At 37.8% G+C, this 14895-nt stretch carries 12 protein-coding genes; 2 read left to right on the top strand and 10 right to left on the bottom strand.

Annotation, left to right across the window (positions count from 1 at the left end):
* Nucleotide 1: 1 nt before the first annotated feature.
* Complete coding sequence (locus ACXAGS_RS00630; protein ID WP_474903676.1) at nt 2–1081, bottom strand: DUF3078 domain-containing protein; 1080 nt, start codon at nt 1079–1081, stop codon at nt 2–4.
* Complete coding sequence (locus ACXAGS_RS00625; RefSeq protein WP_474903674.1) at nt 1065–2831, bottom strand: 1-deoxy-D-xylulose-5-phosphate synthase; 1767 nt, start codon at nt 2829–2831, stop codon at nt 1065–1067. Before ACXAGS_RS00625 ends, ACXAGS_RS00630 begins: the two co-directional genes overlap by 17 nt.
* Before the next feature lie 69 nt (nt 2832–2900).
* Here ACXAGS_RS00625 and ACXAGS_RS00620 point away from each other — a divergent pair, with 69 nt between their 5' ends.
* Nucleotides 2901–3350 (top strand): nucleoside deaminase, encoded by a 450-nt coding sequence (locus ACXAGS_RS00620; RefSeq protein WP_474903672.1) that lies wholly within the window; start codon nt 2901–2903, stop codon nt 3348–3350.
* A 59-nt stretch (nt 3351–3409) separates the two neighbouring features.
* Here the strand turns inward: ACXAGS_RS00620 and ACXAGS_RS00615 are convergent, their stop codons facing one another.
* The 4 genes from ACXAGS_RS00615 to aspS form a co-directional block, all read right to left on the bottom strand.
* Entirely contained in the window at nt 3410–3601 is a 192-nt protein-coding gene (locus ACXAGS_RS00615; RefSeq protein WP_010518744.1) for a cold-shock protein, read from the bottom strand.
* A gap of 85 nt (nt 3602–3686) precedes the next feature.
* Entirely contained in the window at nt 3687–3944 is a 258-nt protein-coding gene (locus ACXAGS_RS00610) for a hypothetical protein (RefSeq protein WP_474903671.1), read from the bottom strand.
* Between the two features lies 1 nt (nt 3945).
* Nucleotides 3946–5727: a chloride channel protein gene (locus ACXAGS_RS00605; RefSeq protein WP_474903669.1), complete on the bottom strand. Its 1782-nt coding sequence runs from the start codon at nt 5725–5727 to the stop codon at nt 3946–3948.
* Between the two features lie 52 nt (nt 5728–5779).
* Complete coding sequence (aspS, locus tag ACXAGS_RS00600) at nt 5780–7528, bottom strand: aspartate--tRNA ligase (RefSeq protein ID WP_474903667.1); 1749 nt, start codon at nt 7526–7528, stop codon at nt 5780–5782.
* Between the two features lie 286 nt (nt 7529–7814).
* On the opposite strand from aspS, the gene ACXAGS_RS00595 reads away from it, so the two are divergent.
* Nucleotides 7815–8162 (top strand): toxin-antitoxin system YwqK family antitoxin, encoded by a 348-nt coding sequence (locus ACXAGS_RS00595; protein WP_474903665.1) that lies wholly within the window; start codon nt 7815–7817, stop codon nt 8160–8162.
* A 50-nt stretch (nt 8163–8212) separates the two neighbouring features.
* Here ACXAGS_RS00595 and ACXAGS_RS00590 read toward each other — a convergent pair whose 3' ends face one another.
* Genes ACXAGS_RS00590 through ACXAGS_RS00575 form a run of 4 tightly spaced genes read right to left on the bottom strand, consistent with a single transcriptional unit; the run spans nt 8213 to nt 14878 of the window.
* The gene (locus ACXAGS_RS00590; protein ID WP_474903663.1) at nt 8213–11719 is read right to left on the bottom strand and encodes an efflux RND transporter permease subunit; all 3507 of its coding nucleotides are present in this window, start codon (nt 11717–11719) and stop codon (nt 8213–8215) included.
* 3 nt (nt 11720–11722) lie between these two features.
* Nucleotides 11723–12913 carry an efflux RND transporter periplasmic adaptor subunit gene (locus ACXAGS_RS00585; protein ID WP_474903662.1) on the bottom strand — a complete coding sequence of 397 codons (1191 nt, stop codon included), beginning with the start codon at nt 12911–12913 and terminating at the stop codon, nt 11723–11725.
* Between the two features lie 18 nt (nt 12914–12931).
* Nucleotides 12932–14272 carry a TolC family protein gene (locus tag ACXAGS_RS00580; protein ID WP_474903661.1) on the bottom strand — a complete coding sequence of 447 codons (1341 nt, stop codon included), beginning with the start codon at nt 14270–14272 and terminating at the stop codon, nt 12932–12934.
* Nucleotides 14273–14878 (bottom strand): TetR/AcrR family transcriptional regulator, encoded by a 606-nt coding sequence (locus ACXAGS_RS00575; protein WP_474903659.1) that lies wholly within the window; start codon nt 14876–14878, stop codon nt 14273–14275. It abuts the gene before it with no gap.
* Between the last annotated feature and the right edge of the window lie 17 nt (nt 14879–14895).

Here is a 14895-nt window from a genome sequence, read left to right as displayed (position 1 = left end):
ATTAGAAGGTATAGGTTAAACCTAGGCCTAAACTTTGTTTAAATTGGATTTTAGGAATACCTGGGTCTAATACAGAACCATCTTCTGCCAAAACTTCATCAAACTTAATATCATCGTCATAAATAAGATGTCCGCTGATATTGGCTTGTATAAATTTGTTCACTTTAAATAAAAAGTTGATTTCCCAATCCACATCAATATTTCCAAAACTGTTTATATAGTCGGTATACAAGGATAGACGGTGGTTAATAAAGATATTGGTAAAGATTTCTTCTTCCCAATTGTTTGTCAGAAGGAAACCAAATTGCATAAAAACATTGTCGCCAGGGTTAACACCAAATGCACCCTGTTGTGAAAGGGCGTCATCCAAAACAAAAGTTGCTTTTTGCGTAATTGGCGATAGGTAAAGTTCAAACTTTTTACCTTCCGGATTAAAGGTTGTACCCGCACCCAACAATAGGTAACCCGGAGCCATAAACCTAGAAATAGGTGTAGAACGGTCTGGGTATTTGTATCCGTTAGAGAATTGGGTGTTAAAATTGAGTTTGGCAGACCAAAACCATTTGGAGGTAGAATCTTTTCTAAAACCAAAGGTTGAGGTAAGTTTTATAAAGTCGTCTGTTTTTCTAAGTTTTCTTCCTTTTTGTGCGTTAATACCATAACGCAGCCGTAGTTCATTATCCCAAGAGGTGTGTGCAAATTTGTATTTACGCGTAAAGTTGAGGTTTCCTAATGCGGACACTGCATTTTCACCACCGGCATTCCAGTTAACAAAGGCGGTTTCTGTAATATCTAGATTAAATTGATTGGAGTTTTCCCAAAAACTGGTGGGGCTGGCAAAACGAGCTCTTTGGTTCAACGGTTTTGTGCCTAAAAACGAAACCTCAGGAGCCCTAAGGTCTACCCCCTTTTTAATATTGTCTATTTTCTTTTGCTCCCAACGTATAACAATGGTATCTATGGCCATAGAGTCTATAGCTACTTGCGTACTGTCTTGTGGGGTTTCTTTCTCTTCTTGGCCAAAGGCAAACACGCCTATAAAGAGAAAAAGTGCTGTAAAGAGTTTAATTGGTCTGGTCAAGGTATTTTTTTATTTGTTCCCAACTAATTCCACAAATATCGTGCAATTCTTTTATTGTACCATGACCAATTGTGTTATCTGGCACCCCAAATTGTTTAATTTTTGTTTTAAATCCTTTAGAATTTGCATACGCTAGTACAGCGGAACCAAATCCGCCAACTACACAACCATCTTCTACGGTTACAATGTGCTCATAATTTTTAAAAATAGCATCCAAAGCCTTTGTATCCAGTGGTTTGGCAAAGCGCATGTTAAAATGTCCAATTTTATCCGGGTGTTTAGCAGCGGCTATGGCCTGTTTTACGGCATTGCCAATTGGGCCAATAGATAATACCGCTGTATTGCTTCCTTGTTTTAAACAAACAGAACTTCCAATAGTTATTTGTTTCATGGGTTGCTGCCAGTCTATTAGGTAGCCTCTACCTCTTGGATATCTAATGGCAATGGGTTGTTTAAGTCCTTTTTGGGCAGTGTACATAATATTTCTAAGCTCTACTTCGTCCAAAGGAGAAAATATGATCATATTCGGAATACACCTAAGAAAGGCAATGTCATAAATTCCATGGTGGGTTGTGCCATCTTCTCCTACCAGTCCAGCTCTATCTAAACAGAAAATGACGGGTATGTTTTGTATGGCTACATCATGTATTATTTGGTCATACCCTCGTTGAATAAAAGTAGAATAGATGTTACAAAATGGAATAAGGCCGTTGCTGGCCATACCAGCGGCTAAGGTTACTGCATGTTGTTCGGCAATACCTACGTCAAATGCACGGTCTGGCATCTGTTCCATCATGTATTTTAAAGAACTTCCTGTGGGCATTGCTGGTGTAATACCAACTATTTTCTCATTTTTTTCCGCTAATTCTATAATGGTTTTACCAAATACATCCTGGAATTTTGGGGGCACTGGTTGTGCGTTTTTAAGTTCCCGCTCGCCTGTTTTGGCATTGAATTTTCCTGGCGCATGGTAGGTAACCTGGTCTTTTTCGGCCTGCTTTAAGCCTTTACCCTTTGTAGTAATTACGTGTAGCAGTTTTGGACCATCCACCGTTTTTAACCGTTCTAGTTCTGCAATAAGAATGGGTAAATTGTGCCCGTCTACAGGGCCGGAATAGGTTAGGTTTAAGCATTCAAAGATATTTTCTTCTTTTGCCGTACCTTTCTTTACGTTGGTTAGGTATTTTTTTAATGCACCTACGCTGGGGTCAATACCAATAGTATTGTCATTTAGTACAACCAGTACGTTGGTGTTGGTTTCTCCTAAATGGTTCAATGCTTCAAATGCCATACCGCTAGCTATAGAAGCGTCCCCAATAACCGCAATATGTTGGGTGTTGTCTGATTTTTTTAATTTGGAAGCCAAAGCCATTCCTAAAATGGAAGATATAGAGGTAGAGCTATGTCCTGTACCAAAAGCATCATATTCACTTTCGTCCATTTTAGGAAAACCACTTATACCGTTAAGTTGCCTGTTGGTATGAAAGCGATTTCTTCTGCCGGTTAAAATTTTATGTCCATAAGCTTGGTGGCCTACGTCCCAGATTAGTTTGTCCTTAGGTGTGTTAAACACATAGTGTATGGCTATGGTTAATTCCACAACACCAAGGCTAGCACCAAGATGCCCTTCTTTAGTGGCCACTACATCTATTATAAAAGCTCTTAATTCTTTTGCTAATAGTACTAATTCATCTGGCTTGAGTACTTTTAAATCTGCCGGAGCATTAATTTTTTCCAACACCTTTTTCATATTTCAAAAATACCTATTAATAGAGTAATCTTTAGCTAGGATTTGTAGTTTTGATCAAGCAGAAGAATTATGGAGAATCCGTTTGACGATACTTATTTTATGAAAAAAGCCTTGCAAGAGGCAGAAATAGCTTTTGATTTAGGCGAGGTGCCCGTAGGCGCAGTTGTTGTTGCACAAAACAGAATAATAGGTAAGGCACACAATTTAACAGAGCGCTTGCTAGATGTAACTGCACATGCCGAGATGCAGGCTATTACGGCTGCGGCTAATTTTATTGGCGGAAAGTATTTGCATGATTGTACACTTTACGTAACCTTGGAGCCCTGCCAGATGTGTGCAGGTGCACTGTACTGGAGTCAGGTTTCTAAGATTGTTTTTGCCGCTAGCGATGTGGAACGAGGCTATAGGGCAATGGGCACCAGTTTGCACCCTAGAACCAAGGTGGTCAGTGGTATTATGGAAGAAGAGGCGGGAGCCCTTTTAAAGCGCTTTTTTATTGAACGAAGAAATTTAAATTAGCCATAAAAAAACCTTGGCATTTGCCAAGGTTTCCTGAGTCTTCAAAATAAAATATAGTTTTAGATCACTTCCACTTGGGCAGCAACCATACCTTTGCGTCCTTCTTCTTCTTGATATTCTACCTTGTCTCCATCGTTCAAAACTAAACCGTTAAGGGCGGTAGCATGTACAAAAATGTCTCTACCTGTTTCGTCGTTGGTAATGAATCCGTAACCTTTGGACTCATTAAAAAATTTTACTGTACCAGTCATTAAAAAAAAATAAATAATTAAATAAAGTACGAAAGTAATCTTTTTAAGGACGATTAGGATTAACTGTACATTATTTTTACGAAAATTATTGATTATCAGTATTTTTGCTTTCTTTTTTACGCATTTTCTCAATATTTTCTTTGGTTAACATATAATCTTTCATCTGCTTACCCTTGCTTTCTGTGAATAAAAACAGCGGCATAGCTATAAAAAATAGGCTTATAACGCCAAAACCTATGTATTTGTGGTGTGTTGTAGTGGTTTCTTCTGCCGTATATAAACCGTATCCAATAGCCGCAAAAGAGGCCAATACTATAAGCGCAACAAGGTATCTAGATTTCATATTAAGTGGTATGCTGTATTAATTTTCTTCTGTATGCGGTCAAGAGTTTAGATTTGGAAACAAACCCAATGTATTTGCCGTCTTTTACCACGGGTAAGTTCCAAGCTCCACTTTCTTGAAATTTTTTCATCACTTGGTTCATGTTGTCCTTGTCTTGAAAAATATATTCCGGGGCGGCATGCATAATGTTTTCCACCTTGGTGGTTTCATAAAGTTCGGACTTAAACATGATATCCCTTATATCATCTAGCAAGATAATTCCAACCATTTTTTGGTCTGCTTCTACTACGGGGTAAATGTTACGGGTAGATTTTGCTACAGATTTCTTTAGCATTTCGCCTAAGGTCATTTCAGGATGCACCATTTTAAAATTAGTCTCGATAACATCGTCCAAATTCATTAAGGTAAGTACGGTTTGGTCTTTATCATGTGTAAGTAAAGCACCTTTTTCTGCCAATTCTTTGGTGTAGATATTAAAGTCCATTGTATTCTTAGTAACCAAATAGGATATGGAAGCCGTAATCATTAGGGGAACAAAAAGTTCATACCCACCGGTAATTTCTGCAATTAAGAAAATGGCGGTTAACGGCGCGTGTATTACCCCGGCAATTAGTCCAGCCATGCCAATTAACGTAAAATTGCTTTCAGAGACCGCAAACCCAAGCCCAATATTGTTAATTAATTTGGCTACTACGTTGCCCAAAGCGCTACCCATTACCATGGTTGGAATAAAAATACCCCCGGCACCACCGGCTGCAATTGTGGTAGTCATGGCAATGGCCTTGAAAATGGTAATACCGAATAATAGTAAAATAACCACCCAAATGTTTGCGGTGTAGGCATCAAACGGCGTCTTGCCCAAGGCAACTAAATCATCCCCGTGTAATAAGTTGTTTATAAACCCAAAACCTTCACCGTAAAGCGGTGGTATTAAATAGAGCATAATACCAATGGCAATACCGCCAACCAACAGCTTGTATTTAGGGCTCTTTAATTTTTTGAAAGCATTGTTTATCCAAAAATACATTTTGGTAAAATAGATAGATGCAATGGCAGTACCAGCGCCTAATAAAATGTAAAAAAAAGTGTCTTTTAACTCAAAACTTTCTTGTAGGGAATAACTAAACAGTACTTCATTACCTAAAAAGAAATAGGAGGTAAGCACCCCAGAAATAGAAGCCAACAATAGCGGTAGAACCGAAAGCATGGTCAAATCCAAACTAAAAACCTCTACTGCAAAAATTATGGCCGCAATTGGGGATTGAAAAATACTAGCTATAGCACCAGCGGAAGCACAGGCAATAAGTAAGGTTCTTGTTTTGGCATCTATTCTTAAAAATTTGCTGATATTAGAACTTAAGGCGGAGCTAGACTCTACCGCAGGCCCTAACAAACCTACAGAACCACCAAAACCTACCGTTAACGGGGCGGTGATTAGAGGGTTATAAATTTTCTTAATATTAAGGATTCCATTTTTTTTAGACAATGCAAACATGATGGAGGAAACCGCATTGCCCAAAGGATGTTTGTTTACAAATTTGGTATACAAATACACCAAGGTTAACCCAACTATTGGTAAAATAAAATACAGCTGATTTTCAGATAGAATAATACCATTCTCCAAAAGCGCTTCTATAAAATAGGTGATGTTTTTTAGGGTTACTGCAGTTAAACCAGCCAAAAACCCAATAAGAATACTAATTAGTTGAACAAAATATTTGTTGCTAATATTCTTGTAGCGCCATTTTAAGAATTGCCTAAAAAGGTGGGTGCTTTTTTTCATAAAGGCATGGATTCCCAATAAAAGTATTAAAAATCTTAACCTAAATTTCTATTTACAAATCTAATTTTATGTGTAATTCTTTCAATTGCTCCTGATCTATATTGGCCGGGGCATCTATCATTACGTCCCTACCACTGTTGTTTTTAGGAAAAGCAATAAAATCCCTTATGGTTTCTTGGCCACCTAAAATCGCTACCAATCTATCTAAGCCAAATGCAATACCGCCATGTGGTGGTGCACCATATTGAAAAGCATCCATTAAAAAGCCAAACTGCTCTTTAGCTTCTTCTGGTGTAAACCCAAGGTGTTTAAACATTATTGCCTGTGTATCTTTATCGTGAATACGTATAGAGCCACCGCCAATTTCATTACCGTTCAATACCAAATCATAGGCGTTTGCTTTAACGGAACCGGGTTGGGAATCTAACAATTCTATTTGTCCAGGTTTAGGAGACGTAAACGGATGGTGCATGGCATGGTAGGTATTGGTCTCTTCGTCCAATTCTAAAAGGGGAAAATCTACCACCCAAAGAGGGGCAAATTCGTTTGGTTTGCGCAGCCCTAAACGGGTAGCCATTTCCATACGTAAAGCGCTTAACTGAGCTCTGGTTTTATTGGTTTCTCCAGATAGAACACAGATTAAATCACCTTTTTGAGCTCCAGTTGCGTTTGCCCATTTAGCTAAATCTTCTTGGTCATAAAACTTATCTACAGAAGATTTAAAAGTGCCATCTTCATTACACTTTACATAAACCATCCCTTTAGCGCCTACTTGCGGTCGTTTTACCCAATCTATGAGTTTGTCTATTTCTTTACGGGTATAGCTAGCAGCACCAGGAACGGCTATCCCCACAACTAATTCCGCACTATTAAATACAGCAAAGTCTTTATGTTGTGCAACGGCATTTAACTCGCCAAATTCCATCCCAAAACGAATGTCTGGTTTGTCGTTACCATATTTTGCCATAGCTTCATCATAGGTAATACGTGGAAACGTTGCTACCTCAACCCCATTTATTTCTTTAAGCAAATGGCGGGTTAACCCTTCAAAAATATTGAGGATATCCTCTTGTTCCACAAAAGCCATTTCGCAATCTATCTGTGTAAATTCCGGTTGTCTATCGGCCCTTAAATCTTCGTCCCTAAAGCACTTTACAATTTGAAAATACTTATCCATACCGCCTACCATAAGCAATTGCTTAAAAGTTTGGGGAGATTGTGGTAGGGCATAGAATTGCCCTTCGTTCATACGGCTAGGTACCAAGAAATCTCTTGCGCCCTCTGGTGTGGATTTTATTAAATAAGGTGTTTCTACTTCTATAAAATCTTGGTTAGAAAGGTACTTTCTAACCTCCATGGTAACCTTATGTCTAAAAATTAGGTTGTTTTTAACCGGATTTCGTCTTATATCTAAATAACGATACTTCATTCTGAGGTCTTCGCCACCGTCCGTTTCATCTTCAATGGTAAAAGGTGGTAATTGCGCTTTGTTTAGTAACGTAAGCTCTTTAACCAACACTTCAATTGCTCCTGTTGGAATATTATTGTTTTTAGAAGCCCGTTCTATTACCGTACCCTTAACTTGAATAACAGTTTCCCTACCTAGGTGCTTGGCTTGTTCTAGAAGCGCTGTAGCTGTTCTTTCCTCATCAAAAACAAGTTGGGTAATACCATAACGGTCTCTTAAATCAACCCAAACCACAAAACCTTTATCCCTTACTTTAGATATCCATCCACTAAGGGTTACACTTTGTTCTATATGTGATGCTCTTAATTCACCGCAAGTATGACTTCTGTACATGGTAATAAAATTAGCTGCGCAAAGGTAATGAGATATGGGGTTGGATAACAACTTTAATTACTACGAAGTTTTTGAGTTGATGTATGCCCCTATATGACCTTATATTGATGACTTTAATATGTTGAACTAATGATTTGCAACTATTGTAAGTAGCTGTAAAACAGTGTTTAATATCTACAATGTAAATATAATGTTAAGTAAAAGTTATGTAAATATGTAATTAGTGTAAAATAATACGTATATTTGTAACGTTAGTGTAAATGAATTATTAATTAAACCCCATACAATGAAGAATATTACAATTATAGTAGCGTTAATGATATCTATGGTTACTTTTGCACAAGAAGTTAAGCCAAAGTTTGAGAAAGAGGGTAAGATGGTAAAGGCAACTTATTTTCATGATAATGGCGAAATTGCACAAACAGGTTACCTAAAAGATAACAAATTACACGGCCAGTGGTTCATGTATGATGCCAATGGTAAAAAAATAGCTACCGGTAAGTACGTAGATGGTACTAGAGAAGGTAAGTGGTTGTTTTGGAGAGGCGATGTCTTAAGAGAAGTAGATTTTGTTGATAACAGAATAACCAACGTAAAAAATTGGAACCAATCTGAAGTGGTTTCGATACACTAATTAGGGTAAGTGTTAAAAAAAGCCCGGCCAATTGGCCGGGCTTTTTCTTTTTATATGGTTTCTGGTACCGCATCTGGAACCGTAGATTTTGAATTGGTATAATCTCCTTTTAATCTAATTTTAATTCGGTATACGATATTGAACAATACCGGTACAATAATTAAAGTTAGGAAGGTAGCTACAATTAAACCAAATATAACAGTCCAAGCCAAAGGCCCCCAAAAGATTACGTTGTCTCCTCCCATGTAAATCTGTGGGTCAAACTCAGAGAACAAGGTTACAAAGTTTATGTTTAAACCAATAGCTAAGGGTATTAAACCAAGAACGGTTGTAATGGCTGTTAAGATAACTGGTCTTAAACGTGCTTTACCACCTTTAACAATGGCTTCCGTGGCTTCTTCTATGGTAAGCAATTCTTCATCAGAAATATTCAAATCTACTTTTTTACGATCCATAAGTATTTGGGTATAATCCAAGAGTACTACGCCATTGTTTACCACAATACCGGCCAAGGAAATAATTCCCATCATGGTCATCATTATTACAAAGGGCCACCCCGTAACAATAAGACCACCAAACACACCAATAAAGCTTAAGAAAATAGCCAGCATAATTATGGTTGGTTTGGATACACCGCCAAACTGAAAAATTAGGATAAGCATAATTAAACCTAGTCCGCCAAAAAAGGCACCCATTAAAAACTGCATTTGCTTTTCTTGCTCTTCCAACTGTCCAGTGTAATCAATCTTTACTTCATCTGGTAAGCCGTTAAAGGCTTCCATTTCTTTCTGTATTTCTGCTACAATGGCACCAGCATCTGTAAACCCAGGCTTAAGAGCAGAGTAAACGGTTACCACCCTTCTAGTATCTACGTGTTTAATAGCGCTAAAAGAAGAAGTGTTGCGTTTATTGGCTACCGCAGAGATTGGTATTTCCTTTATTTGCCCAGTAGCAGGATCTCTAAAAATGATGTTTTGGTCAAAAAGAGCACTGGTATTGTAACGCAGGTCTTCGTTAAACCGAACATAGATGTCATAATCTTCTCCATCTTTTTTATAAATACCGGCTTTGTCTCCAAAGATAGAACGTCTAAGCTGGTTGCCCACTTGACCCACGGCAACGCCCAGTTCGCCCGCTTTTTTGCGGTCTACAATTACTTGCATCCCGGGCTTTCCTTTGTTTACGTCTACCTTTAGTTCCTCTATACCTGCAATGTTTTTGCTATTGATAAAATTTCTAATACGCTCTGCCGTATTGATTAGCGTATCATAATTTTGCCCCGCAATTTCTAGGTTTATGGGATAACCGGCCGGTGGCCCAACCGCATCTTTCTCTACGGATATGGTTACTCCCGGATAAACGCCAGTTAAGGTGTCTTGTATTTTAAGACGCAATTCTTCTGTATCCAGACCATTGCGGTATTTAAACTCTCTCATAGAAAGGGTAATCTTACCTCTGTGCGGCATTTCTGCAGAAGATCCTCCTTCTGTAAATGGGTTTTGTGCGCCTTGCCCTACTTGAGAAACACTGGATTGTACCAAGTAATTGGTGTCTCCATTATTATACTTAGGCCTGTTTACGACACCATAAACACGTTCTTCTATTTTTTTAGTAATCGTGTTGGTCTTATCTATATCTGTTCCTTGAGGGTACTCTATGTATACATAAATCTCGTTTGGCGTATTATCTGGGAAAAACTCTATTTTGGTTCTTTGAGAACCTACGGACATTCCAAAAAACACGAAAGCAAGCAATAGTAATACAAATGTAATACCAGAGTACCAGTATACATTTTTACCACGCACGGCTCTAATCAGTTGCTTTTCATAGAAGTTTTCAAATTTTACCAATGTCTTGGTTTGGAAATTAATTGCCCATCTTTTTAAGAAGTACTTATAAATCCAGAACAAACCTGCAATTACAATCATTAAGGTTCCTAAACCTCTAACAGAACCTCCTACAAAAAATATGAACAGTCCAAAACCGCAAAGAATAAGGGTTATACGTATTAGCTGTTTTTTAGTCAATACTTTTTCGCCTACCTCCATAAATTGAGATACCAACATGGAGTTCATAAAAATGGCCACAAATAACGATGATCCCAATACTATGGAAAGGGTTATTGGAAAATACATCATAAACTGCCCCATTATACCGGGCCAAAATGCCAACGGAACAAATGCAGCTACCGTAGTAAGGGTAGAAATAATAATAGGAATTGCAATTTCCCCAATACCTTTTTTGGCGGCTTCTTTTCTAGATAGGCCTTCTTGATCCATTAAGCGGTAAACGTTCTCTACAACTACCACCCCGTTATCTACCAACATACCAAGACCCATTACCAAACCAAATAAAATCATAGTGTTGAGCGTATATCCCATTAGGTTAATGATCATAAAGCTCATGAACATGGACATGGGTATGGCAAAACCAACAAATAAAGCATTTCTAAATCCTAGGAAAAACATTAAAACGGTTACCACTAGAATAATACCAAAAATGATGTTGTTAACCAGATCATCTACTTGATTAAGGGTTCTACTAGAAGAATCGTTTGCAATGGTTACATCCAAGTTTTTAGGAAAAACCGTTTCCCTAGATTCTTTAACTATGGCCCTAATTTTATCCGCCGCCTCAATAGTGTTTTTACCAGAACGTTTTTTAATATCCAACATCACCACCGGTTCACCAAAATCTCTAGCATAGGTGGTTTTATCTTCTTCATGAAAGGAGATAGTTGCTATGTCTCTTAAATAAACCGCCCCGTTCTGGGATTTTACCACAAAATTCTGTAGCTCTTGTGGATTCTCGATTTCTCCTAGAATACGAATGGTTCTTCTTTGCCCACTGGTAATTAAATTACCGGCACTCATGGTTACGTTACCACCGTTAATGGTGTTGATAACATCGTCAAAACTAATTTGAGCGGCCATCATCTTGTAAACGTCCACGGCAACTTCTACCTCTTTTTCTTGTGCACCGCGAATATCTACGCCTTTAATTTCAGGTAGGTCTTCTATTTCATCTTCTAGATACTCTGCAAATTCCTTTAGTTTTTCTACAGGATAATCCCCAGTGATGTTTACGTTCATAATTGGGAAAGACTCTGCAATGTTAAGGTCAAAAACATTAGGCTCTACCTTTGCTCCGTTAAACACGGGCCAGTCTTCACCTGCTTTTTCGCTATCTACTTCGTCTTTTACCTTTTGCTTGGCATTTTCTACGGTAATGTCCTCATCAAATTCTACTTGGATCATAGAATAATCTTCCTGAGAGGTAGAAGTAATTTCTCTTACATTACTTACGTTTTTAAGTACGTCTTCCAAAGGATCGGTAACCAAACGCTCCATATCTTCTGCGGTGTTACCCGGATAAATGGTGCTAATGTAAATTTTGGTTTCAGATACTTCCGGAAAATCTTCCCGTGGCATGGCAAAATAGGCAGATAGTCCAAATATTAAAAAGAGGAATATCATTACATATACTACCGATGGGTTCTCTATGGCCCATGAACTAGGGCCAAAAAGTTTATTGGCGTTCTTTTTTGCTTTTTCCATGCTTTATTTTTTGGCGGTTTCGGTTGTATTACCTACGCGTATCTCTTGTTCGTCCCTAACGCTTCTGGCACCTTCGGAAATAATTTGGTCGCCAGCTTTTAAGCCGTTCAACACCTCTATGTAATCTCCCTGTGTCTTACCGGTCTCAATAACTTGCTTATGGGCAATAAAGTTGCTGTTTCCACTCTCTTGGGCTATATAGATGTATTGCTCTCCTTCTGCGTTCTCAGAAACTACGGATTGCGGTATTAAGATGGCATTATCATTGGTGTAATCGTTAATTTTAACTTGTGCCGTTAAGTTGGGTTTTATGGTGCCTCCTTTATTTGGTACGGGAATTTCTACGCTAAACGCCCTATTGCTTGGATTAATGAAGTTACCTGTTTGTCTAACCTTGGTATTAACCGTTTCTCCTAGAATTGGAAAATATACCTCTACCATTTTGCCCGGGGTTACCGTTTGCAAATGTGCTTCTGGAACTTCAACTTCAATATACATGTCGTTTAAGTTTACAATTCTAAAAACCTCTGAGCCCGGACCTGGACTTACCACAGTTCCTTGGTCTTTGATAACATCATCTATAATTCCAGAAAAAGGAGCTCGTATACTTGATTTTCCTAATTGACTTTCCAATTGTTTTACGGCACTTTCTTGGGCTTCGTATTGTGCTTTTGCCTGTAAATACTGAATTTCTGAGCCAATATTTTGTTCCCAAAGCCTTTTTTGACGTTCAAATGTGGTTTTGGCCAACGCTGCTTGTGTTTTTATCTGTGCCAGTTGGCTAGACATTCCGCCGTCATCTATAGCGGCCAAAAGCTGTCCTTTGCTTACTTTTTGGCCTTCTTTAACATACACGCGGTATAATGTGCCTGCCATTTCTGGATAGATTAGAACATTTTGGTCCGTCATTACATCGCCTTGCAACTCTAGATAATGATGAAATTCTTCCGGTTTAATTTCCAGTGTACTAACTAATGGCAGTTTTCTTTCTGGGTCATTAGCTACAATTGCAGAATCTAATAAGGAAATTTGATTTTCAATTGCTTTGCGTTGCGCGTCCAGTTCTTGTTTTTTGGCGTTCATGGCCGTAACATCTTTGCCAGCAACTAAGGTTTCTATAGATGCATTGTTTTCTTTACCACCACAGGCAGCAAGTACTAATGCTATGGAAAATACGGTTGTTATTTTTTTCATTCTGATTGACTTAATTGATTATTGATTTAGAACTGTAGCCAGTTCTGTTTTTTGGTTAATTACGTTAACCATGGATTGCAAGTATTGTTGCTGGGTATCGTATAGTTGTGTTTGCGCCTGTCTTAACTCAAAACTGGTAGCAAGACCTTCACTGTATTTAATCTGATTTTTGTTCTCAATGCGTTCTGCTAGCGCTAAGTTATTTTTAGCCGTATTAAATTCTTCTATGGCCAAAATGTAATCGCTTTTCGCTTTTTCCCACTGTAAACGTAATTGCTGTCTGGTCTCCGTCATTTGGGTTTTTGCTTTTTCCAAAGCAATTTTTGCACGTTGTGTGCTTGCAGAACGTTTAAAAGAACTAAAAATGGGAATGTTCATTTCTATACCTAGAATAGAACTGTCAAACCAATCTGCCTCGCTACTTAAAAAGTTAAACTCATTGCTAAAAGAAGATGCACCATAATTAACAAAACCGTTAATGCTTGGTAGTGCTTTACTTTTTGCAAGCTTTAATTCTAAAGACCTTTGCTCGTTTAAATTATTCATTAGCTTAAAGTCTACATTGTTCTCTATAGCAAAGGGGGTTTCTAGCAGATTAAAATCTATTTGACTTTGCGTTAGGCCGTCTAAAGATTCAGAAAGCGTAGTCTGTGTTTCTATAGGTAGGCCAACAATTAGATTGAACATTTGTAAGGTTATCTCTTCCAACCTAATTGCGTTTTTAAGCTGATTGTTAATAGAAGAGAGTGTAATCTTTAATTGGTCTACACTTTCTTCGTCTCCAAGTCCGTTTTCGTAAATCTTTTCCGTTTCGTAAAGATTCTTTTCTAACGTATTCTTGTTCTTTTCTAAAATGAGAACACTTTCTTTGGCCAGCAATAAATTGCCATATGCCTCTACCACTGACTTACGTACTTCTAAGTCTGACTTTTCTTTAGTGTTTTGGGTATAATCTACAAAGGTTTTTGCCGCTTGTACGCCCACAATATAAGAGCCATCAAATATAAGTTGGGTTAAAGTTGCCGTAGCCGTTGCAGATTGCTTTGTTCCAAAAACTACTTCTGTGAACGTACCAGGTTCGCCCCCAAAAATTTCGGCTGGGATTACCTGTACAGGTTGCTTTAATTGGTTTTGGTAATTAACGTTACCATTAATCTGTGGTAAACCTGCCGCTATGGTTTCCCATTTTTGTTTTTGTGCATCTGTTAAATCTCTTGTTGCATTTATTGCTGTGTAGTTGTTTTCCATAGCAAAAGCAATTGCCTCCTCTAAAGTAAAGCTGTATGCTTCTTTGGGTTGCTCCTGTGCCATGGTTAACCAACCAATGAGGATTAAACTTATAAATAGGATTTTTTGCATTTATTGTTGATTTGAATTGATGATTGAGTTTAATATTTTTCTACCCTCTGGGGTAACAATTCCTCTTAAGTGATACTCTAAAAAATTATCCATAAGGTGAGTCATGGTAAATTTGTCTGTAGGAAAATAGGTTTGGTCTTTTAGGTTGTTTACGCCCAAAAAGTAGATGCGTGCTACAAAAGTTACATCCAAATTAGTTCTATAAATACCCATGGATACGCCTCTTTTTAGATTTTCTACCACACAATGCTGCATTACCTCAAACTGTTTATCCCTTATGGTTTGATATATTTTTGGGTAATACTTTTGCAATTGAAAGATAGGAGAGGTGCTCTCGTCCTTTAATTGGTGCATTACAAAGCGCTTTATTTCATATAATTCTTCAATTGGGTTTTTCTGTAATTGCACAATCTGATCTATGCCATTAGAAATTACCCAAAACAAATTCATGGAAACTTCTTCTACTAGTTTGGACTTGTTTTCAAAATGAGAATAGATGGTTTTTTTTGAAATTCCCATGTCCTGAGCCAAATCGTCCATAGTAACACTCTTAAAACCAAGGTTTAAGAATAAGTTTGTCGCTTTATTTAAGATTTTATCTTTCATAAGAAGCGGCAAAACTA

The organism is Croceivirga sp. ABH4_376 (assembly GCF_056160685.1).
Note: the sequence above shows the minus strand (reverse complement) of the source record. Positions and strands in the feature narration are given on the sequence as shown.

Excerpts from the sequence above, each read along its gene's own strand:
- ACXAGS_RS00625 (WP_474903674.1), bottom strand. The coding sequence starts at position 2,831 with ATGAAAAAGGTGTTGGAAAAAATTAATGCTCCGGCAGATTTAAAAGTA.
- ACXAGS_RS00620 (WP_474903672.1), top strand. The coding sequence starts at position 2,901 with ATGGAGAATCCGTTTGACGATACTTATTTTATGAAAAAAGCCTTGCAA.
- ACXAGS_RS00615 (WP_010518744.1), bottom strand. The coding sequence starts at position 3,601 with ATGACTGGTACAGTAAAATTTTTTAATGAGTCCAAAGGTTACGGATTC.
- ACXAGS_RS00610 (WP_474903671.1), bottom strand. The coding sequence starts at position 3,944 with ATGAAATCTAGATACCTTGTTGCGCTTATAGTATTGGCCTCTTTTGCG.
- ACXAGS_RS00605 (WP_474903669.1), bottom strand. The coding sequence starts at position 5,727 with ATGAAAAAAAGCACCCACCTTTTTAGGCAATTCTTAAAATGGCGCTAC.
- aspS (WP_474903667.1), bottom strand. The coding sequence starts at position 7,528 with ATGTACAGAAGTCATACTTGCGGTGAATTAAGAGCATCACATATAGAA.
- ACXAGS_RS00595 (WP_474903665.1), top strand. The coding sequence starts at position 7,815 with ATGAAGAATATTACAATTATAGTAGCGTTAATGATATCTATGGTTACT.
- ACXAGS_RS00590 (WP_474903663.1), bottom strand. The coding sequence starts at position 11,719 with ATGGAAAAAGCAAAAAAGAACGCCAATAAACTTTTTGGCCCTAGTTCA.
- ACXAGS_RS00585 (WP_474903662.1), bottom strand. The coding sequence starts at position 12,913 with ATGAAAAAAATAACAACCGTATTTTCCATAGCATTAGTACTTGCTGCC.
- ACXAGS_RS00580 (WP_474903661.1), bottom strand. The coding sequence starts at position 14,272 with ATGCAAAAAATCCTATTTATAAGTTTAATCCTCATTGGTTGGTTAACC.
- ACXAGS_RS00575 (WP_474903659.1), bottom strand. The coding sequence starts at position 14,878 with ATGAAAGATAAAATCTTAAATAAAGCGACAAACTTATTCTTAAACCTT.